Raw genomic sequence first — 20,209 nt, 5'->3', positions numbered from 1 at the left:
GGAAAAGCCGTGCCACAGGACACACGCACCATCGACAAAAACTTAAACACAGGCGATCCGCACATCACGGATGACATTGCGCGCAAGGCCAATCGCAATAAAGACGCCGATACAGACCATCGGTATTGGTCAGCTGCGCCCGCAACGCCATTTGTGCTGCGCTATATCCGTGCCCTGATCGGGATGGCGATCATTGATGTGTGTTTTTCCGGGGCCTATGTGCTGATTTCTGGCAATACATCGCTGATTTGGCGCGCGGCACTTGTTAACATCACGATCTTGGTCGGTCTAAACGCGCTTGGTGCGTGGGTATTGTTTCGTCCCATTAGTCACCTGATTACCGGCTTAAACACCGACACCCGGCAACGCATCGGCCCGGGTGTAAGACGGTTGCGCCACTTGGCATTGGTATCGTCGATTTGGGCGTTTGTCGTGGGTGTGATCTATTCTGTTTCGGCGTTTGGATTGGGCGTTTTTAACACCAATCCTGAATTGTCTGAACAGGTTCCCGCCATCACCAAACTATATGGCAGCCTGTGGTTCGCGTTTGCCTATGCGGCGCATTTTGCCATTTATGCCTTCTTTGCAGCCGCGGCGTGCTGCGAAACCATCAAGCACGATATCCATACCAAGTGGGGATTTAATTTCCGTCCGGGTCGGGCGCGAATTGGCTATCGGTTGGCGGTTGTGATTTTGGCCCTGACCTTGATTTCATCGCTGGCGATTTTGTTGGACTTAACAGTGTTTCGTGAAATTCGCGCCACGCAGGGTTTAACCGTTCAACAGGCGGTGATTTTGGATGTGATCGCCACCGAAACCGCCGCCGTCTTGTGCCTGTATTTCATCACCCGCACCCTGACATCACCAATCGGCCGCCTGACCGAGGCAGTGCGTGATATTAGGCAAGGCAAGGTCGATACCCGCATCGCCGTCACAAGCGACGACGAAGCAGGCAAACTTGCGTTTGAATTTAACCGTATGGCGGACGGCCTATCTGAAAAGGACCGCATGCGCCGCGCGTTTGAACGGTATGTCAGTCAGGATGTGGTTCATCTGGCGATGGAACGTGAACGCAACGCCGACCCACGTGCTGGTGGGGAACTTCGCTATGCCACGGTGATGTTCACCGATATCAGTGGCTTTACCCGTATGGCAGAACAACTTGAACCAGCCCAAGTTATTTCATTGCTGAATGAATATTTTGATCTGGTCAACGCCCCGATCCGCGATCACGGCGGGGCGGTTCTGAACTATGTTGGTGATGCCCTGCATGCGGCATTTAACGTTGTCCATGATGATCCAGATCATGCCGCCAATGCTGTGCGCGCAGGCATTGCCATGCAAAAGCTTAGCCGTGATCACGTCTTTGCCGGCGGTCAGAAAATTAAAACCAGAATTGGCATTCATACCGGGCCGGTGGTTGCTGGGCCGGTCGGATCGCGCGACCGGGTCGATTTCACCATTCAGGGGGACGCGGCCAATTTGGCATCCCGATTGGAAAACATGAACAAGGAAACCCGCACCGAAATCCTGATCAGTGCAACGACAAAGGCCCTTTGTGGTGCGATTGAGGAAGACGGGATCGCGTTTCGTGACCTTGGGACGTTTGATATTCGGGGCCGGACGCAAACGATCGATTTGTTCACCATCGATATTTGACTGATTTTTGTCCGATGTTTGACGTCGCGGATGACGTCATTTATTCCTATGAAAATAGTATTTTTTGAAATTGCGGGCTCGCAACGGTCACTAACGATTGCCACATACTGCAATTGCGACACGGCGAAATTGCCACCTGATCTGTATTTTCTTTCAATCTCTTACGGGCAAACGATGCCGGAGCGAACCAGATGACCTATTGCCCAAAGTGTGATTCCATTCCGGAAACGACCCCGAAAGAAGGCCAGTTGTTTTTGTGGCCACCGGTCGCACACGTTACGGGCAAGATCCTGGCCGCCGCCAAGTTGATCAATCTGCCGGTGTCCAAAACAGAGTCCGCCGTCACATTAACAATCAACTATTCCCGTCCGGGATTTCGCGACCTGATTGACGCAGTTTCCAAAGACCTGCTGCCCGAAGAATTGTCTGAAACCAAAGCCCTGATTATGGCGCCAAACACGTCACCAGAAATTGACGATATTGGCCGCATCACAAGTTTAAGCGCGATCCGTGCAGCACTTGGCGCAGAATGGCTTGGCGATCTTTTGCGTGAAAACCGACTTAATTCGGCCTTTCAACCGATCTTTCCGATCAATGACCTGACAACGCCATACGGGCATGAATGTCTTTTGCGCGGGGTTGCCCCCGATGGAAGCGAAATAAGTCCCGGGGTGCTGTTTGGTGCAGCACATTCCGCGACATTGCTGTTCCAACTTGACCGGGCGGCACGCGCTGCAAACGTGCGCAATGCCCATCAGGCCAAGGTGGATGGCAACCTGTTTATCAACTTTACGCCAAGTTCAATCTATGACCCGGATTTTTGCCTGCGCTCAACCATTGACGTGGTCGAAGAATGCGGGCTTGATCGTAACAACGTCATTTTTGAAGTTATCGAAACCGAGAAAATCCGCAGCACAGCCCACCTTGGCACCATCCTGAGATCGTACCGAGATTCCGGATTTAGAGTGGCCCTTGATGATATCGGATCGGGCTATTCGACGTTGAATATGCTGCCGGATCTGCGTCCGGACATTATCAAAATTGACCGCGAGCTGATCGATCATGTTGATCATGACAGCTACAAACAGGCCATCGTGAGCAAGTTGATTGATCTTGCCAAACAGCTTGGCATAGAAGTCGTCGCCGAGGGTATTGAACGTCAGGAAGAACTTGAATTCCTGGCCGAGCACAAAGTCGATTATGTCCAAGGTTTCCTGCTTGGACGACCGAGCCCCCAGCCCTTTAAGTCACCGACGGCATAGCAAGGCTTGAACCAAGGGTGACGTCCCGAAATTCTATTTTGCGCCAAGCATATCGGTGATTTCACTGCGCACCATGCGCTTGTAACTGGCAACGATTTCGCGTCCCTCTTCCAAGGGGACAGAAATTGCCAATCGCATGGTGGCTTCGCCCATATTCATAATTAGCAAACAGCGCGCCGAAACCGATGCCTGAATGGTTTGATCGCCGCGAAGCTGCGTAATTTTCCGGGCCAGCAGTGCGCCATTTTCACGACTGACTTCAAGTTCCATATCACGCAGGGTTTTATCGGCTTGCGTCCCTGTCCAAATATCGCAAATCACCGGCTCGGCCAAAAACAGGTCGAAATAGATATCGATCAGTTGATCAAATGCCGTGATCAAAGTCTGGCCGGAAGTCACCTGCGAAAAGGCTTCTTCGATGCAATGGCGCGATTCATCGTTATAGCGATCGGCAAGCGCATGAATGACCGATGCCTTGTCGGGAAAATATTGATACAGCGATCCGATGGAGACTCCGGCCTTTTGCGCCAGTTCCCCCATCTTCATGCCGTCACTTCCCTGTGCCGCGATTAAATCACATGCCACCTTCAGGATGTTTTGCACACGTTCGCGGCTTCTTTTTTGTGTCGGTGCGCGGCGCATCTTTTTTGCGTTATCGGGCAAATGGTTACGTCCTGTTTTGACCAGTTGATCGTATCGGTTTTAGCCAAGCATCAACAACCTGTCATTCATCGAATCTCTTGACGAATAAAATACGAGGATTTATCACATTTGGCAAATGTGAGGATTACTCACATTCATAACCTTTCCTCAGGAGATTTGTAATATGTCACAAAAGCCGCGCTTTCTTGTTCTTGGTGCAACCGCCAAAACCGGCCGTCGCGTCGCCGAAAAACTTCAAAAGCTTGGCCATTCAGTTGTTGCCGTTTCACGCAGCACCACCCCCGCCTTTGATTGGACAAAGCCTGATACTTGGGATGCCGTTCTTCCTAATATTGATGCGGTGTATGTCACGTTTCAGCCCGACCTGGCGGTTCCAGGATCAGATAAAATCATTGCCGATTTTGCGAAACGTGCCGTAAGCCACGGCGTCAAACACCTTGTAATGTTATCAGGTCGCGGCGAAGAAGCCGCCGAAGATGCAGAAGACGCCCTTCGCACATCAGGTGCAGATTGGACCATTTTGCGCGCCAACTGGTTCTTCCAAAATTTCAGCGAAGATTTTTTCCTGCCTTACCTAATTCAAGGCACACTTGCCCTTCCGGCAGGCAACACGCCAGAGCCGTTTATTGACACCGATGATATCGCCGATTGCGCGGTCGAAGCCCTTCTGAACCCAGCCCACATCGGTAAAAACTATACCCTTTCCGGCGCAGAAGCCCTGACCTTTGCCGAGGCCACCGCCATCATCGCCAATGCGGCCAAGCGCGATATCGTATTTCACCCGATCACGCTGGAGCAACTCGACATGGGACTTGTCATGGATGGTGTGCCCGACGACGGCCGGGACTTAATTCGTTATCTGTTTTCAGAGGTGCTTGATGGCCGCAACAGCGCGCCAACCGATGACGTTCAACGCATTCTTGGCCGCGCACCGAAATCATTTGGTACCTATGCCAGCAATGTCGCAAAAACGGGCGTTTGGGACGCTCAGGAAAGCAACTGACAAACCCGCGTGCCGCAAATGCTGCAACCATCCTGCATATGATTTGCAGACGGTTTTTCGCTTTGCGGCACGCCAAAAGTCGCTGTCTTAAATGTCTTTAAGCAGACGAAGCGCATCGTAAATCGCGGCATGCGTATTGCGCGCAGACACAGCATCGCCAATCCGAAACAGTTGGAATGATCCATCAGAATTGCGCACGACTGATTGGGGACCCCCCGTAATCAGTTGATCATGCGACACCTCGCCATGGTTTGACGACAAAGGTTTCAGATCAAAATACAGATCATCAAGTGGAATGGTGCCGTGGTTGATAACCACCTGATCGACTTTGCGTTGCTTGGAACCCCCGCCATAGTCGCTTCCGACATGGGCAACAAGTTGATTGCCATCTTTTTCAACCGCTTCAAGGCGATATGTCACAGTAAATGTCACATCAAGCTTTTGCATGGACCGCATATAAGGAACAAGGTTCATCGCCATGACTTCCGGGGCAAAGGAACGGTCCGGGGTCATGATTTCGACTTTTGCGCCCGTTTGCGCAATGTGATCAGCCGCCTGAAGCCCCGCATGATCCCCGGCATCATCAAATACCAAAACATTACTGCCCGGCTTCACATCGCCAGAAATAATATCCCAAGAGGAAACGACCAGATCGTTGCCACGTGACAGCACCTCGGTATCGGGCAGGCCACCGGTTGCGACGATGACCACATCGGGATTTTCCGCCTGAACCGTATCGGCCTCTGCCCAGGTATTAAACCGGAAGGTCACGTCATGTTGCGCGCACTGGTTCATACGCCATTCAATGATGCTGATCATTTCCTTTCGGCGTTCGCTTTGGGCGGTTAACAGGATTTGTCCACCGGGCCTGTCGGCGGCTTCGAAAACAACCACATCATGGCCACGTTCGCCCGCAACCCGCGCGGCCTCCAACCCGGCGGGGCCAGTTCCGATAATGACGACCTTTTTGCGGGTTTGCGCCGGTGCCAGACGATGGGGCATGTCCAACTCACGCCCCGTCGCGGCGTTATGAATGCAATAAGCCGATCCGCCTTGATAAATCCGATCAAGGCAATAGTTCGCACCAACACAGGGACGAATATCATCTTCGCGGTTTTCGATGATTTTGCGCACGATGTGCGGGTCGGTAATATGGGCGCGTGTCATGCCGACCATATCGACCTTGCCCGACGCAATCGCATGGCGTGCGGTTGCAACATCGGGGATCTTTGCCGCGTGAAAGGTTGGAAAGTTTGTGGCCGCACGGATGTCGCCAGCAAAATCCAAATGCGGGGAATTTGACATTCCTTGGATCGGGATCACATCGGTCAAGGCGGCATCGGTATCAATATGACCACGGATCACGTTGAGAAAATCGATCATGCCGCAGTCTTTTAGGCGCTGAGAAATCGTCAGACCGTCTTCTTTGGTGAGCCCGCCTTCCATATCCTCATCGGCGGTATAGCGCATCCCAACAATGAAATCGGGGCCAACCCGTTTGCGGACTTCGCGCAAAACATCGAATGTAAATTGCAGTCTATTATCCATACTGCCGCCATATGGACCATCAAGATCATTGGTCAAAGGCGACCAAAACTGATCCATCAAATGGCCATAGGCTTGAAGCTCTATCCCGTCCATGCCGCCCGCCTTCATGCGTTCGGCGGCATCGGCATAATCCTTGATGATCCGCTCGACATCCCAGTCTTCCATCTTTTTGGGAAATGCCCGATGGGCGGCTTCGCGTTTGTGCGATGGCGATACGACGGGTAACCAGTATCCTTTGTCCCAACGTGTCCGCCGACCCAAATGGGTGAGTTGGATCATCACCGCGGCACCCTGTTCGTGGATGGCGTCGGTCATATCCTTCATCCACGGCACGACCTCATCCTTATAAACCAGAAGGTTGTTGAAAACCGGTGGGCTGTCTTTCGATACGGCCGCCGACCCCGCCGTCATGGTCATTGCCACCCCACCCTTTGCGCGCTCAACGTGATAGGCGCGGTAGCGTTCCTTTGGCATGCCATCTTGCGGGTATGCCGGTTCATGGGATGTCATGATGATGCGATTGCGAAGCGTAAGATGCTTAAGCTGATAAGGCTGAAGAAGAGGGTCTTTGGACATTTGCGAAACTCCAATTTCCAACGCGCATTTCTCAACCATAAGAACAAATGTACAGATATGTCAATTTTAAGATCACTAGTGTATATTTCTAAATTGGCAATGCTGAGCTTGCTTGCCGCTTTCTCGTTAATTTGGTAAATGCCTTTTCATGGAACAACAAATGAACAGCGGCGGCTGGCGTGGCTCCGCGGATGTCTGGCTGACGGCGGCGTATGACGCCCTGCTTGAAACCGGCGTTGAGAGCGTCAAAATTCAGCTTCTTGCCAAAAAGCTTAATCTATCGCGGACAAGCTTTTATTGGTTTTTCAAGGATCGTCAGGCGCTGCTTGATGCCCTGATTTCGCTGTGGCGCGAAAAGAACACCGGGAATGTCATCAAACAAACCACCGCCTATGCCGAAACAGTGACCGAAGCGATGCTAAACGTCACGGATTGTTGGCTGAATGACGATCTTTTTGATTCGCAGTTCGAATTTGCGGTCCGAAGCTGGGCGCTGCAATCCCCGGAAATCTTACAAGAAATCCAGAATGCAGATCACGAACGTCTTTCGGCCCTATCGCGCATGTTTGTGAAGTTCGGCCATTCAGAACAGCAGGCAGATGTCCGTGCACGCACGATCTACCTTGTTCAGATCGGCTATATTTCGATGCAGACACAAGAAGACCTAGAAACGCGGCTTAAACGCATTCCCGAATATGTTGAGGTTTTCACCGGCCAGCCCCCCGCAAAAAGGGAAATCGACCGGTTTTTGGCCCGACACCAAACAACACCGGAATAAACGTTATCGGTCTGGGCAAAACTTCTGGGAAATGAACGGTTAGGAAAACAGTTCTTTGTTTTCTTCGATGATCTGGGGCAAGCGTTCCATCGTCCCAGAAAGGTGCTTTCGCATTTGGGTGGTCGCGCCATAGCCATCGCCAGCTTGGATGGCATCAATAACTGCCTTGTGGCCTTCTAAAACCGAAAACATTTTGCCTGCGCGTGGTAAATCCAGGCTTCTCACCCGTTCGAGATGCCCACTGCGTGCTGTAATCTGCAAATGCAGGTTGGACTGATTTACCCCATCAAAAAGGGCAGCGTGGAAGCTTTCATCAAGCTGCTTGAACAGATCAATCTGTTCGATATCGCCAACCAGTGCTTCTTGCATTTTGACAATACCCTTGGCCTTGATCACGGCTGCTGAATCCTTGGTTTCAGCCAATTGGCGAACCGCTTCGCATTCGGCAGCAACGCGCAAGAAATGTTCTTCGCGAATGCGCGCAACATCAATCTTTGTCACGACCGTTCGCGACTGCGGATAAGACACCACCAATCCGTCCTGTTCAAGGCGCATGATGGCTTCGCGGACGGGGGACTGGCTGACACTGAAACTGTCAGCCAGCTCCGCACGTACAAGCGTTGTTTCAGGCAAAAGGGCCAAGGAAACAATCTGTCGTCTGATTTCTTCATATACCAGGGCAGAGGCAGGAACATGGGCATTGGTTTTAATCCCAGTCCCTTGCACGGCAATCAACCCGCCCATAGAAGTCTTCATGTTCGATCTATCTCCTTGGCAATCTTTTGATGCCTGAATTTCCTAGGTCACCGATTACATCAATGTGTTGGGCAAGATCAACGTCAAGCTTGGGATCGCGGCCATCAAAACAAAGAATAATATCATTGCGATGAAAAACGGGATGGAAGCACGGCTATAAGCCCCTGTCTTCACATCCAAAATCCCACACACCGTAAACATGATCACGCCGACCGGCGGTGTTAACCCACCAAAATTGATCAATGTGACAATCAAGATGCCCATATGAACCGGGTCATAGCCCGCACTGACCAAAACAGGCATCACAATCGGTGTTACCAAAAGGATGTTCGCTGCCCCTTCGAGGAACATGCCACTGATCACCAACACGGCCACCACCAGCATCAAAATCAGCGTCGGGTTTTCCGTCAATGTCGTGACAAATTCTGTAATTTGCTGCGGGGCACGTTCGATGGTCATGGCATAGCCAAGAACAGCGGCCATGATGATCAGCAACATCACCATTCCCAAATCGGAAATCGAACTTGAGACGGCGTCGCACAGCCTTTTGAAATCAAGTTCGCGGTAAACAAAGAACCCAACACACAGCGCATAAAACACAAGGAATGCACCGGCTTCGGTCGCGGTAAACAGACCAAACCGGAACCCGACGATCAAAATTACCGGAAACGCCAGTGCCCAGATGCTTTCGGTAAAACTTGAAAAAAGCTCTTTGCCGCTGGGGACTTTGGGAAGGTCGGGCTTATAACCCTTTTTATGAGCCACCAACCATGACGTAATCATTAAAACGATGGTCAGGAAAATACCGGGCAAAACACCCGCAAGGAACAAGCGCCCGATCGAGACTTCGTTGACAAAGCCAAACAGGATCAAACCGATGCTTGGCGGAATGGTCGCGGTAATGACCGACCCAAACGCCAGAATGGCCGCCGTTGTTGCCTTGGAATATCCTTGCTTGATCATGCTGGGGCCGAGCAAGCGTGCTTCCATTGATGCATCCGCAACGGCCGATCCGGAAATACCGCCCATCATGAAACTCAGCACGATGGAAACCTGGGCCAAACCACCGGCCATCCAGCCGGTTAGCAATGTGGCAAATTTGATCAAACGCTGGGTAATGCCGGTGACATTCATCAGGTTACCGGCAAGAATAAAGAACGGCACCGCCAAAAGCGGGAAGCTTTGGGTCGCAGTGACCATTTTCTGGATCACGACCGTTGGCGGCATCGCGCCACTAACGACAAAGACGGGAATGGATGCAAGTGCCAACGAAAAGGCAACCGGCATTCCAAGGATTAGGAAAACTGTAAACAGAACTGCGATCAAAATAAGCATTACAAGCCCCCCTTATTTCGCAAACGCCGGATAAGCTGGGAAATCATGGTGCGCATCATCAAAAGGATGCCGACAACCATGGAGGCATGAATGTAAGACGCATGGATCTGTGCCGACCCGACCAAGCGCGGATGCATCAAAATCATGTTGCCCCAGGCGTAATAGAGCAAGAACGCCAAAAACCCGATGATCACAACGATGTTAAACAGCTCAAGCCATGCACTCGCACGCGTGGACAGGCTGTCTTGAATGACCTCTAGGCCGAAATGTCTGTCTTGTTGCATGGCAATGTCAGCGGCCAGCATGCACAGCCAGGCAAAGATCAACTGCGCCATTTCGACCGACCAGATAATCGGCGATCCCATCGCCCGGGCAACGGATGCCACCGCAACAAGAATGACCACGGCGACAAGTAGAATCCCGCCACAGGCCAACTCAATTCGCTTGAGCATGTATTCTATTCCATCTTGAAGTTTTAAGTGCGTTGCCCCGGATCGAAGCAACGCACTTTAAGAAGGCACGTACGTCGGTCTTGGAAATTAACGTCCGAGGACTTTGTTGACGATTTCCGCTTCAGCTTCGAGATCAAGCTGTTTGTAAACCGGCTTGACCGCTTCTTTGAACGGCGCAAGATCAACTTCGCTGACTTCAACACCGCTTGCAGCAACGTCTTCCAGTGCTTTTTCACCAAGCTCAATGGTCAGCTTCGATGCATAACGACCATCTTCCACCGCAAGGTCACGAACGATTTTCTGATTTTCCGGGGAAATTTCGTCCCAAGCATCGGCGCCAACAACAAGCGCTGTTACCAATTGGATATGACCGGTTTTGGTAACGTTTTTGATTACTTCGTAAAGTTTGGCGTTCCAGATGGCAGTTGGCTGGGCTTCGGCACCGTCAATCGTACCAAGCTGAAGCGCGCTATATACTTCGCCCCAGGCAATTGGGGTCGGCTCGGCACCCATCGCGCGGATGGTTTCGATCCAGACCGGCGCACCGATTGTCCGCATACGTACGCCTGACAGATCGGCTGGTGTTGAAATCGGCTTCTGGGTAAGGGCATGACGTGCGCCCTGATACCAATTTGATGCAATCATCACGAGGCCGGATTTTTCGCGAAGCTCTTCACCCCACGCAATATATTCATCCGAAAGCGCAAATTTATCGGCCTGTTCATAGGTATCAAACAGGAACGGTGCCGACATAATCGCAAGCGACGGCACAAAACTTGAAAGACGTGCCACATCTGTGACCGTACCAACGGCCGCACCGGCGCGCGCCTGATCGATCATTTCGGTGGTGTCACCAAGTTGGGAATTATGGAAAACATCGATGGTGACTTCGCCGTTGGTGGCTTTTTCAACATCCGTTTTGAACTTTTCAAGCCCCTGCCCCATCGGATCATTCGGCGACAAAACCGTACCGATACGCAGGTTGGTTGCAGCATTGGCTGGCATGGTAAGCGCACCAATGCCAAGCATCACCGCACAGAGTCCAAGTGTCTTGATATTCCGCTTCATTAGAAATCCTCCCGTTGGATTTAGATGTTTTTTCTTAATTGATATTTCAGTTAGCTTGATATTTTAAAACAACCTTGTCAATTGTTTTATCAAGCTTAAAAATTCAAACAAATCAAAATGGTATAACGAAATAGCCATTTCGCATCGCAACACACATCATCAACCAAGGCGCGAACTTCATGACATTAACGCTTAAAAATCAGCGTAAATGCGCATCGCTGCGTCATTAGAATGACGCGCTTAATTTTCAAATTTAATTGGGGATGGTGTGGCTGAAAACATGGGCAAATAGACCCCATTTAGATCACGACTATCGGTTACCGCGCCCATAAACAGCGCCGGTTAATAAGCCGAAAGCACTCGCCATTTCCGGCCCTCACAGGGACTCGGTCAAATTATTGGGATAGCTTACGATAGGTTGCCGGGGTCACACCAGTGATGGCGCGGAACCGGGTCGATAAATGTGCCTGACTGGAAAAGCCGGTCGCGACCGCGATTTCGGCCAAGGATGCTGGATCGGCGCGCAACATATTCATCGCCTGTTCGATCCGACGCCGCAGGACATATTTATGCGGCGCTTCGCCAACGGATTTTCGAAACATTCGGGCAAAGTGATAGGGCGACAAACCCGATACCGTCGCCAATTCTTCGATTGTCAGGGCCGCATCCAGATTGGCATCGACATAGTCAAATACCCGGCGCCTTATCACTGGCGACAATCCACCGCGCACCTTAAAGTCCAAATCACGCCGCGTGGAATAGCTGCGCAACACGTGCCCCATCAAAAGTTGCCCGGCATGGGACATCGCCATACGGTCAGCGGGAATATCCCAATCAAGGGGCAGCATGGCGTGACGTACAGTTTGTTCGATCAAAGGATCAAGAAAGAACGTCTTTTCCGGCACTTCAACCGCGTTTGGTTCAATGTCAAAGGCCTCAACCACCGCGCGTTCCCACGATGTGTGTGGGATATAAAGGTGGAATAGCTCCACCTTGCCCTGCACAACCCAATCAGACGTCATGTGTGCAGGCATCAGGCAACAACGCCCTGGCCCACCCCCGGTCAGGGGATCCGCCCCGGTTTTGCGTTGAATGCCCGTGCCACCATTGACATACAAACTGATCGTGTGGTGATCGGGTTCAGTATAACGGGTCAAAACGTCGGCTTCGCGTCGCCAATGGGCGGCGGAAATGCTGTCGCCGAAATCCCCTGCACGCAGCAAATTTGCATCCCCAATCAACTGATTGAAGACCTCAGATTTCTGGTAGCGTCCGTTGGGCTGAAACTTCATTGATCGAAGATCCTGCCCAGACACCTTTGCAGCCTGTGGGTGACTCATTTGTTGTTCCTGATGTAACAGGGCCCAATCATCGCACTGGTCATCGATATTGCATAGTCCCCTGCGCGCAAGACTGCCCTGTTTTGCGCAAGAATATGAAAACAGGGCAGCTTAGAACCGCGTGCACATCAATCTGATGTCGGCTTAACCCGCCACCTTAATCACGTTTGTTTGGTGCGGGCCAAGCCAATACCGGCCCAGCCAAAACATCCTCCGTCGCCATACCCCGGCCCGAGGCGGCACCGTTTTTACCTTGCATATGTTCGGACAGCTCCGCCGCCGACATGCGGGAAATATCGCGACGTATTTTCGCATCAAGCGCCTGCGTTTTCCGTAAAGACTTATGCATTTTTCGTTCTTCGCGCCACGCGCTAAAGGCACTCAGCAAACGCTTGGCAACGCTTTTGCACTTTGCCGAGGTTAACGTCACACCCGCCTTTGATGACGCATCGTTTACCTTGCCACGTTGATTGTTTTCATAGGCAATGAAAGATACAGACATGAGATTCTCCAATCGTTGTTTTTCTAACGATGATCTTTTCTCATTGATTAGACAAACGAGAAGATTTAACCTTCGTGATTAGAAAAACTCATAGATAAAGTGCTTTTGGCACCTACCGTGCCCTGCAAAATCCAGCACATCTGAACATAACGAGGCTTGCGATGAACTCGACCTCTGCCATGATTTACAACCTTGATCTTGATCTTGCGCGGACCTTTGTTGCGATCTGCGAAACTGGCAATTTTTCGCGCGCTGCAGAAAAGGTCCATCGCAGCGCATCGGCAATCAGCCTGCAGGTCAAAAAGCTTGAAGGCATGGTGGGGCGTGCGCTGTTTAAACGCGAAACGCGTAAGGTCACGTTGACCGAAGACGGCGAAGTTCTTTTGGGCTATGCGCGTCGGCTGCTAAAACTCAATGACGAAGCGATGTCGCATTTTCACGCCCCGGCATTTTCCGGCACAGTGCGGCTTGGCGTGCCCAATGACACGGGCATTATTGCCGTCCCTGAAATCCTGCGACGCTTTGCCGACAGCCATCCGCATGTTGATGTCGACGTGCATCTTGGCCCAACCAAAAACCTGCGGGAACGCATCGCGGCGGGCGAAATTGACATCGCCATTTTCAGCTTCGACCCGGAACTTGATTCCCAACCGCCGATCCATTCAGAACCCTTGGTATGGCTAGGCGCGCGGCATGGAACCGCCCTTGATAAACAGCCCATCCCGGTATCCATGGCCGAACCGGGCTGTTATTGGCGTGCGATGGCCCTAAAAGCACTTGATAACGCCGGCCTGAAATATCGAATTGCCTATACCAGCGAGTTTTGCCAGGCACAGATTGCTGCTGTACGTGCCGACCTTGCGATTGCGCCCCTTCCGCTCAGCGTCATTTCAGATGATCTGGTGCATCTTGGATCGCGCCATGGGCTGCCAGAACTCGGGGAATATCGCATGACCCTTGCCAAACGTGATGGCTGCGGGGCGGTTGAAGACGCCCTGGCCGAGCATGTCGTCGCGGGCTTTCGCAAAATATCGGAACGCGGCATGCGCGTGTTTGCCTAAGGCTGTGATCAAACACCATGGTGGAATGCTGTTAAGCGCAAGAATGTGAAAGCCAACCTGCGGGATTTCGGACTTTACTGAGCCTATCGGATATCGCCCATATGTCCGATGCACAACTAAGACAAGTTGTCCTGTAACGGGCAGCTTGTCTTACCAGCTAATAAACCGAACACCCCGTCGCGCCCGGAAAGCCAAAGACCGCCCTAGCCGGCCCCACATTACGTCGTCGTTGCGTCCCCCGTCGCGTCGCCATCAGCCGACGGCCTCACGCCGCTTGCGAAGAAAGCCCCACATATGACCGTTCTTCTTTTTGCCATCGTCACCGCCTGCTGGGGATTCACCTGGTATGCGATCAAGCTTCAGATCGGGTCGATCCCAGTTGAAATTTCGATCTTTTATCGCTTTGCCTTGGCCGCAATGGTGCTGTGTGGCTTTTTGCTGATCAGTCGTAAATGGCGCTCCGTCCCGTGGCGGGCGCATCCATGGTGCGTGCTGCTTGGCTGCGGGCTTTTTGGCATCAACTTTATCCTGATGTATTCCGCCACCGCCTATATCGCCAGCGGCATTGTTGCGGTGATCTTCACCACTTCAACCATCTTTAATGCCCTTGGCAATTGGGCGTTTTATGGCAATCGCCCCGGATTGCGCTTTGTCTTTGGTGCGCTGTTTGGGCTGGGCGGAATTGGCTGTTTGTTTGCCAATCAGATTTATGCCCTATCGCATAATCCCCACGCGATTACCGGTATGTTGTTCGCCCTTGGCGGCACAGCGGTATTTAGCTGCGGCAACATGGTATCGGTCAAGCTGCATGCGATGGGCATTCCCAATCGCGACGCCGTGGCGCGCGGCATGGTCTATGGCACGGTGTTATTGTTACTCTTTGCGCTGTTGCGCGGCCAAACACCGGTGATGCCAACAGAACCGCTTTATATCGGTGGCCTGATCTATCTGGCCATTCCGGGATCAGTGGTGGCGTTTCTGGCCTATCTGGCGCTGGTCAACCGGGTTGGCGCCGGGCGGGCGGCTTATGTCACCGTCCTGTTTCCGGTGGTGGCCCTTACTGTGTCGACCTTCCTTGAGGGATATAACTGGACGGCGATTGGCGCCTCTGGCCTTGCCATGATCTTTCTTGGCAACATTACCATTTTTGCCAAACTGCCAAAATTCATTGGTATGAGGATTAAATCGCACCCCGCAAGCTAACCGTTTTATTCTCAGACAATACAAAGGCGTCGCCGCAAATGACATTATGTGGCAGCGCCTTTTTCATATGTGGTCAGGAAGGTGCAGTGTCTATTCACCTACCCTGCACCATCCCTCCTCCAAGGCGCCCTCCGTCCAAACATTGACGTCCGAAACTGGCGAGCAGGCAAAATGCTTTGCGCCTAGGCTAGCTCCATTGCCAACGCATTCTTCGGTGGATGGAGCCAACAGATGATGCCCTATGATGTCAAGACGCGCTGCTCGGAACTTGATGACTATGCCAAGGACAAACCGCGTGGACAGCGGCCATCACCGTCATCTCAGCCGCCCCATCCAAAGGATGCCCATGCCAATAGCCCTATCATGGACGGCAAAAGCTGGTTGATGCTGATTACGCTTTCAATCCTGTGGGGTGGATCGTTTTTCTTTACCGCGATTGCGTTGGTTGATTTGCCGCCATTTACGCTTGTGCTGTGCCGGGTTGTGATTGCGACCATGATCCTTTGGTGGGTCGTCTTATTGCGGCATATCCCAATCCCCAGCGCCCCTAAATTCTGGGGCGCAATTGCCGTGATGGGGGCGCTCAATAACCTTGTGCCGTTTTCATTAATTGTCTGGGGCCAAACGCACATCAGCAGCGGTTTGGCCGCAATCCTAAATGCCACGACACCGCTTTTCACCCTGCTGATCGCCCACGTCGCGACGGATACGGAAAAGCTTAATCTGCGTAAGGTGATTGGTGTTTTGATCGGCTTTGTCGGGGTGCTTGTCGTTATCGGCATGCCACACATAGAAACATCAAATGCCTCAGACCTGCTATCGACCTTGGCCCCCTGTGCTGTTCTTCTTGCGGCGATATCCTATGGCTGTGCCGGGGTGTATGGACGGCGTTTTCGCAACACACCGCCGATTATGACGGCGGCAGGCATGACAAGTGCATCAAGCCTGATGCTGCTGCCCTTGGCCATGATGGTTGATACCCCGTGGCGCCTGCCCGTCCCCACAACTGCAACCATTTGGGCTGTGCTCGGCATTGCAGCCCTCAGCACCGCATTGGCCTATATCCTGTATTTCGCGATCCTTAAACGGGCGGGGGCCAGCAACCTTTTGCTTGTTACCTTCCTGATTCCGGTCAGTGCGATTTTGCTGGGGGTGGGATTTCTCGGCGAAATGCTTTTGGCACAACACATCGTAGGTATTGGGATTATTGGGATTGGGTTGGCGGTGATTGATGGGCGGCTAGTGGGGCAAGTAAACGTACACGGAAATAAATAAGTCTGTCCCTTTTTCGGCAAAGATAGCAGCTAGAGCCCAAGATCATTGTTCGTTACGCGATCAAAATCAAAGTAAGCAAATGCATCTGAAGGATTAACCACCTCTCCCCATAGCTCTTTTCTATCCCCCAAGTCTAAAGCCCAAAATTTTTCTAAAGTCTCGATGTCACTGAAATACTCTGCCAATTGAGGAGATAGAATAATTCTACTCAAGGCCGTCCGAGCAATATACTCAATTGAAGATTCTAGTTTCGCAATTTCCAAACGACTTTCGCGGTCCGCTGCGCCTAATAAGGTGTGATCATTCATATGCTCCACCGCACTTCTTACAGTGTAAAGTTTATCCATCAAAGAGTGGTGTTTTGGACCGATGAAAAGCTCTGTTTTTCCCTTGAAACGCTGTTTAGTTTGACCTTGCTCAGGCAGAATCAGACCCTCTACGCACCGAACAAACTGATGAATTCTGTCTAGTATGTCGTTACTATTTCGGGCTGATTGGTAGATGGCCAAGCAGCGTCGAAGTCGGCAGTCTTCATTTTTCCAAGCTCGAACAAATTTCCCAAGGTTTTCACCAATTGATGCTGCTGTTTTGAGTTGGTTAGTAGTTATGGGTTGGTCATCAACAACTATTGCTCGAGCTGGTGACGCAATTTCTCCAAATGTACGCACGTCTAGTTGTCCATTAACTTTGCTTCCCGTCGCTTGGTAACCGCTTCTGTAGGTCCAATAGCTACGAGCCAGCGTCAGCCCCATCATCCAGTTACCAACTATTGAGAGCAACTCTTGGTTCTCAGCATCCATAACTTTTGGGGTTTCACTCGACTTTTTTGCGACCAGCAGTAGACCGAATTCTTGGATATCTTCCGTTCTGATGGAGCCGATCCATTGTCTCCATAGCTCATCCATTTCAAATTCTTCTGGCCCCAGAGCTAATAATTCAGAGCCGAAACAATGAACCTGACAGTCATCTTCCTGTGCCAAATCCAAACCAATGACTGCAAACTTTTGGCCGTCTTCAAGCCATTTCATTACTTTTCCCCTACCCCTTATTCAACTAAGTCGAACCGAAGGCAAATGGTCTATGCTCCACAACCAAACCACGAAGAACACGTAAGATTAGCAAAGATCAGATATGAATTATTCTTTGAGAATGATGACGCATGCGAATTGTAAAAACCAGCCTCTGGGCTGCTTTTTATCCTTTGGCTTTGCCCTGCGGACCGTTGCACGTTTCGGCACCGTCTCTCGAAAGCTACCTTCGTCGCTTTCTCGCGAACCCACGGAGGCAAGCCCGATCCTACGGGTACAAATGAAATAAGCCCTACACCGACAGGTGCAGGGCTTATTTAATTGGTAGCCGAGGAGGGACTTGAACCCCCGACACGCGGATTATGATTCCGCTGCTCTAACCAGCTGAGCTACTCGGCCACATGATGTTCTGTGGTGTTCCGTAATGTTTGGAACGAGGCGGTTTTTAAGTCAGGGATGGCTCCTCGTCAAGCGCCTTTTTGACGTTTTTGTCAAAAAAGATATCTACAAAACCAATGGGCGAGGAACATCCGCCCTCGCCCACGTAATCATTGATCGAATGATGATCTATTCCCGATCCGTTCTGGATCAGGCGGCACTTGCCGTACCGGCCATCATTTCTTCGCGGGTGATCCAGCCGCCACCAAGAACGCGTTCGCCCTGATAGAACACACCCGCCTGCCCCGGTGCGATGCCAAACTGAGCATCATGAAGCTCAATCCGGGCTTCGCCGGTTGCTTCTGGGTACACGGTGGCCGTGGTTGGTTGCATCGCCGAACGCAGTTTGACTTCGACTTCAACGCCGTTTTCATCAATCTGATCGCCATCAAGCCAGTTAAGGTCTTTGACATAGACCAGTTTCTTGGCCAAGGCGGCCTTTGGCCCTACAACGACCTGACGTTTTTCGGGCACCAGTTTAACCACATAAAGCGGTTCTGCTGTGCCACCGATATTCAGGCCGCGACGCTGCCCGACGGTGTAGTGGATCAGGCCACGGTGATCGCCCATGACATTGCCATCAACATCAACAATCTGGCCGGGTTCACCGGCCTCGGGGCGCAGGCGTTCAACCAAACGGGCATATTTGCCATCCGGGACAAAGCAAATGTCCTGGCTGTCGGGCTTGTCGGCAACTTCCAAGCCGAATTTGGCGGCAAGGGCGCGTGTTTCGGCCTTGCTCATCAGATGGCCCAACGGGAAGCGCAGGAAATCGAGCTGTTCCTGTTTGGTGGTAAACAAGAAATAGCTTTGATCGCGATTGGGATCAGCAGCACGGTGCAGTTCCGCCCGGCCATTGGCACCTAGTTTACGCTGCACATAATGGCCCGTGGCCATGCAATCCGCCCCAAGATCGTGCGAGGTTTCGAGCAAATCGCGGAATTTGACCGTCTGATTGCATTTAACGCATGGGATCGGGGTTTCACCGCGCATGTAGCTGTCAGCAAAATCATCGATCACTTCTTCGCGGAAGCGTGATTCGTAATCGAGCACGTAATAGGGAATGTTGATATCCTCAGCCACCTTACGCGCATCGTAAATATCGCGCCCGGCACAACAGGATTTCGCACGGGTCGGGGCATTGGCCCCCATATCATAAAGCTGAAGCGTGATACCAACCACGTCGTAGCCTTCTGATTTCAGAAGGGCCGCAACGGCGGAACTATCGACCCCGCCCGACATGGCAACAACCACGCGGGTATCTTCCGGGGCTTTATCAAAGCCAAGAGAGTTCATTTTTTCTCACCCATCCGCGGGTCAAGGCCGCAGCGACAAGAGGTTAATAAAAACGGGGTGGTCTTCAAACCACCCGCAAAATTCGGTTCGCAGTCATATAGGGGATTTCACCCTATTTTGCCAGATCAAGTCCCATTTGCCAAAAATCAGCTTCCAGGCGGCTTGCCGTGGCGAATGTCTGGGTCAATCCTTCGATCCGGGCATTACCACCGCGTTTGGCGGCCGTATGTTCCAGCAGATCAATTTCGGCCTTTGCGACATCCTGAAATTCTTCGGATGCGTACATTTCAATCCAGGCCCGATACGGATTGCCTTCCAGCACTGTATCAGAACTTGCCATCAGACGGTTTGCGATTTCGGCATAGCCCACCATACAGGGCATCAGAGCCACCTGCAGGTCCACGACATCGCCCTGCATGCCCTGATCCAGCACATAGCGCGTATAGGTCACACAGGCGCGTGCTTCGGGCTCTGAGATGATGTCTGCTTCGGACAGGCCCCAGTTTTGGCAAAATTCAAGATGCAGGCTCATTTCCATATCAAGGATCGCATGCACGGTCGCAGAAAACTGGCGCATCGCCATCAAGTCTTCGGCCTTATAAACCGCCAACGCATAGGCCCGCGCAAACTGGATCAGGAACAGGTAATCCTGAATAAGGTAATGTTTAAACGATGCTTCGGGCAGTGTGCCATTGCCAAGCTGTTTGATGAAATCATGGCAGACATAGCTTTGCCATGCATCCGGTGCCTTGGCGCGCAATTTGCCAAACAGGCTGTCTGCGGGAATGATGTCGGTGAAGGTTTTGGTCATGATCGCCCTGCCCTGATCGAGGATAACAATCTTTTGGATATGCAAAGGCCAGCCGACGGACTTTATCCGGGCTGGCCTTAACGATATGGAACTATGCAGCAATGGATTCCCGCATGCGCGGGAATGACACGTGATATATGCCGTCACTCCCGCGA

General features: G+C 51.8%; 18 protein-coding genes and 1 tRNA gene. 7 read left to right on the top strand and 12 right to left on the bottom strand.

The annotated features are described in order from the left end of the window. Positions 1-9 precede the first annotated feature (9 nt). Together HCZ99_RS17875 and HCZ99_RS17870 are read left to right on the top strand one after the other, a co-directional pair. Positions 10-1,659, top strand: coding sequence for an adenylate/guanylate cyclase domain-containing protein (locus tag HCZ99_RS17875; RefSeq protein WP_167448364.1), 1,650 nt, complete (start codon positions 10-12; stop codon positions 1,657-1,659). Between the two features lie 191 nt (positions 1,660-1,850). Next, a complete protein-coding gene (locus tag HCZ99_RS17870; protein WP_167448363.1) occupies positions 1,851-2,921 on the top strand; it encodes an EAL domain-containing protein in 1,071 nt (356 codons plus the stop codon). Between the two features lie 33 nt (positions 2,922-2,954). Here the strand turns inward: HCZ99_RS17870 and HCZ99_RS17865 are convergent, their stop codons facing one another. After that, positions 2,955-3,584 carry a TetR/AcrR family transcriptional regulator gene (locus HCZ99_RS17865; RefSeq protein ID WP_217701525.1) on the bottom strand — a complete coding sequence of 210 codons (630 nt, stop codon included), beginning with the start codon at positions 3,582-3,584 and terminating at the stop codon, positions 2,955-2,957. A 163-nt stretch (positions 3,585-3,747) separates the two neighbouring features. On the opposite strand from HCZ99_RS17865, the gene HCZ99_RS17860 reads away from it, so the two are divergent. Continuing rightward, positions 3,748-4,587 carry an NAD(P)H-binding protein gene (locus HCZ99_RS17860; RefSeq protein WP_167448362.1) on the top strand — a complete coding sequence of 280 codons (840 nt, stop codon included), beginning with the start codon at positions 3,748-3,750 and terminating at the stop codon, positions 4,585-4,587. An 87-nt stretch (positions 4,588-4,674) separates the two neighbouring features. On the opposite strand, the gene HCZ99_RS17855 is transcribed toward HCZ99_RS17860, so the two are convergent. Then, entirely contained in the window at positions 4,675-6,711 is a 2,037-nt protein-coding gene (locus HCZ99_RS17855; RefSeq protein WP_167448361.1) for an NADH:flavin oxidoreductase, read from the bottom strand. A 148-nt stretch (positions 6,712-6,859) separates the two neighbouring features. Between HCZ99_RS17855 and HCZ99_RS17850 the strand changes: the two genes are divergently transcribed. Beyond that, positions 6,860-7,489 (top strand): TetR/AcrR family transcriptional regulator, encoded by a 630-nt coding sequence (locus tag HCZ99_RS17850; RefSeq protein ID WP_167448360.1) that lies wholly within the window; start codon positions 6,860-6,862, stop codon positions 7,487-7,489. A 39-nt stretch (positions 7,490-7,528) separates the two neighbouring features. Here the strand turns inward: HCZ99_RS17850 and HCZ99_RS17845 are convergent, their stop codons facing one another. The 6 genes from HCZ99_RS17845 to HCZ99_RS17820 all read right to left on the bottom strand — a co-directional run bounded on the left by HCZ99_RS17845 (position 7,529) and on the right by HCZ99_RS17820 (position 12,942). Continuing rightward, positions 7,529-8,245 carry a GntR family transcriptional regulator gene (locus HCZ99_RS17845; protein ID WP_167448359.1) on the bottom strand — a complete coding sequence of 239 codons (717 nt, stop codon included), beginning with the start codon at positions 8,243-8,245 and terminating at the stop codon, positions 7,529-7,531. A gap of 54 nt (positions 8,246-8,299) precedes the next feature. Then, positions 8,300-9,580, bottom strand: a complete 1,281-nt coding sequence (locus HCZ99_RS17840) for a TRAP transporter large permease (protein WP_167448358.1) — start codon at positions 9,578-9,580, stop codon at positions 8,300-8,302. Beyond that, the gene (locus HCZ99_RS17835) at positions 9,580-10,032 is read right to left on the bottom strand and encodes a TRAP transporter small permease (RefSeq protein WP_167448357.1); all 453 of its coding nucleotides are present in this window, start codon (positions 10,030-10,032) and stop codon (positions 9,580-9,582) included. The genes HCZ99_RS17840 and HCZ99_RS17835 overlap by 1 nt, the downstream gene beginning before the upstream one ends. A gap of 87 nt (positions 10,033-10,119) precedes the next feature. Next, positions 10,120-11,100, bottom strand: a complete 981-nt coding sequence (locus HCZ99_RS17830; protein ID WP_167448356.1) for a C4-dicarboxylate TRAP transporter substrate-binding protein — start codon at positions 11,098-11,100, stop codon at positions 10,120-10,122. A gap of 395 nt (positions 11,101-11,495) precedes the next feature. Further along, positions 11,496-12,392: an AraC family transcriptional regulator gene (locus tag HCZ99_RS17825; protein WP_254869716.1), complete on the bottom strand. Its 897-nt coding sequence runs from the start codon at positions 12,390-12,392 to the stop codon at positions 11,496-11,498. A 205-nt stretch (positions 12,393-12,597) separates the two neighbouring features. Further along, entirely contained in the window at positions 12,598-12,942 is a 345-nt protein-coding gene (locus HCZ99_RS17820) for a hypothetical protein (RefSeq protein ID WP_167448354.1), read from the bottom strand. Between the two features lie 161 nt (positions 12,943-13,103). On the opposite strand from HCZ99_RS17820, the gene HCZ99_RS17815 reads away from it, so the two are divergent. The 3 genes from HCZ99_RS17815 (at position 13,104) to HCZ99_RS17805 (ending at position 16,481) form a co-directional block, all read left to right on the top strand. After that, positions 13,104-14,003: a LysR substrate-binding domain-containing protein gene (locus tag HCZ99_RS17815; protein ID WP_167448353.1), complete on the top strand. Its 900-nt coding sequence runs from the start codon at positions 13,104-13,106 to the stop codon at positions 14,001-14,003. Positions 14,004-14,297: 294 nt separating this feature from the next. Further along, positions 14,298-15,206: a DMT family transporter gene (locus HCZ99_RS17810; RefSeq protein WP_167448352.1), complete on the top strand. Its 909-nt coding sequence runs from the start codon at positions 14,298-14,300 to the stop codon at positions 15,204-15,206. 231 nt (positions 15,207-15,437) lie between these two features. After that, positions 15,438-16,481, top strand: coding sequence for a DMT family transporter (locus tag HCZ99_RS17805; protein ID WP_368484279.1), 1,044 nt, complete (start codon positions 15,438-15,440; stop codon positions 16,479-16,481). Positions 16,482-16,510: 29 nt separating this feature from the next. Here HCZ99_RS17805 and HCZ99_RS17800 read toward each other — a convergent pair whose 3' ends face one another. The 4 genes from HCZ99_RS17800 to tenA form a co-directional block, all read right to left on the bottom strand. After that, positions 16,511-17,509: a hypothetical protein gene (locus HCZ99_RS17800; RefSeq protein ID WP_167448351.1), complete on the bottom strand. Its 999-nt coding sequence runs from the start codon at positions 17,507-17,509 to the stop codon at positions 16,511-16,513. A 322-nt stretch (positions 17,510-17,831) separates the two neighbouring features. After that, positions 17,832-17,908 (bottom strand) — tRNA-Met (locus tag HCZ99_RS17795). Between the two features lie 189 nt (positions 17,909-18,097). Next, positions 18,098-19,243, bottom strand: coding sequence for a tRNA 2-thiouridine(34) synthase MnmA (mnmA, locus tag HCZ99_RS17790; protein ID WP_167448350.1), 1,146 nt, complete (start codon positions 19,241-19,243; stop codon positions 18,098-18,100). A gap of 112 nt (positions 19,244-19,355) precedes the next feature. Then, positions 19,356-20,054, bottom strand: a complete 699-nt coding sequence (tenA, locus tag HCZ99_RS17785) for a thiaminase II (protein ID WP_167448349.1) — start codon at positions 20,052-20,054, stop codon at positions 19,356-19,358. Positions 20,055-20,209: the final 155 nt, after the last annotated feature.

This window comes from Thalassospira lucentensis (genome assembly GCF_011806425.1).
Taxonomy (GTDB): domain Bacteria; phylum Pseudomonadota; class Alphaproteobacteria; order Rhodospirillales; family Thalassospiraceae; genus Thalassospira; species Thalassospira lucentensis_B.
The sequence above is the reverse complement of the archived record's forward strand: the minus strand, read 5'-3'. Positions and strand labels throughout refer to the sequence as shown.

Coding starts and splice junctions, on each gene's coding strand:
- HCZ99_RS17870 (WP_167448363.1), top strand. CDS start 1,851: ATGACCTATTGCCCAAAGTGTGATTCCATTCCGGAAACGACCCCGAAA.
- HCZ99_RS17860 (WP_167448362.1), top strand. CDS start 3,748: ATGTCACAAAAGCCGCGCTTTCTTGTTCTTGGTGCAACCGCCAAAACC.
- HCZ99_RS17855 (WP_167448361.1), bottom strand. CDS start 6,711: ATGTCCAAAGACCCTCTTCTTCAGCCTTATCAGCTTAAGCATCTTACG.
- HCZ99_RS17850 (WP_167448360.1), top strand. CDS start 6,860: ATGGAACAACAAATGAACAGCGGCGGCTGGCGTGGCTCCGCGGATGTC.
- HCZ99_RS17845 (WP_167448359.1), bottom strand. CDS start 8,245: ATGAAGACTTCTATGGGCGGGTTGATTGCCGTGCAAGGGACTGGGATT.
- HCZ99_RS17840 (WP_167448358.1), bottom strand. CDS start 9,580: ATGCTTATTTTGATCGCAGTTCTGTTTACAGTTTTCCTAATCCTTGGA.
- HCZ99_RS17835 (WP_167448357.1), bottom strand. CDS start 10,032: ATGCTCAAGCGAATTGAGTTGGCCTGTGGCGGGATTCTACTTGTCGCC.
- HCZ99_RS17830 (WP_167448356.1), bottom strand. CDS start 11,100: ATGAAGCGGAATATCAAGACACTTGGACTCTGTGCGGTGATGCTTGGC.
- HCZ99_RS17825 (WP_254869716.1), bottom strand. CDS start 12,392: ATGAAGTTTCAGCCCAACGGACGCTACCAGAAATCTGAGGTCTTCAAT.
- HCZ99_RS17820 (WP_167448354.1), bottom strand. CDS start 12,942: ATGTCTGTATCTTTCATTGCCTATGAAAACAATCAACGTGGCAAGGTA.
- HCZ99_RS17815 (WP_167448353.1), top strand. CDS start 13,104: ATGAACTCGACCTCTGCCATGATTTACAACCTTGATCTTGATCTTGCG.
- HCZ99_RS17810 (WP_167448352.1), top strand. CDS start 14,298: ATGACCGTTCTTCTTTTTGCCATCGTCACCGCCTGCTGGGGATTCACC.
- HCZ99_RS17805 (WP_368484279.1), top strand. CDS start 15,438: ATGATGCCCTATGATGTCAAGACGCGCTGCTCGGAACTTGATGACTAT.
- HCZ99_RS17800 (WP_167448351.1), bottom strand. CDS start 17,509: ATGAAATGGCTTGAAGACGGCCAAAAGTTTGCAGTCATTGGTTTGGAT.
- mnmA (WP_167448350.1), bottom strand. CDS start 19,243: ATGAACTCTCTTGGCTTTGATAAAGCCCCGGAAGATACCCGCGTGGTT.
- tenA (WP_167448349.1), bottom strand. CDS start 20,054: ATGACCAAAACCTTCACCGACATCATTCCCGCAGACAGCCTGTTTGGC.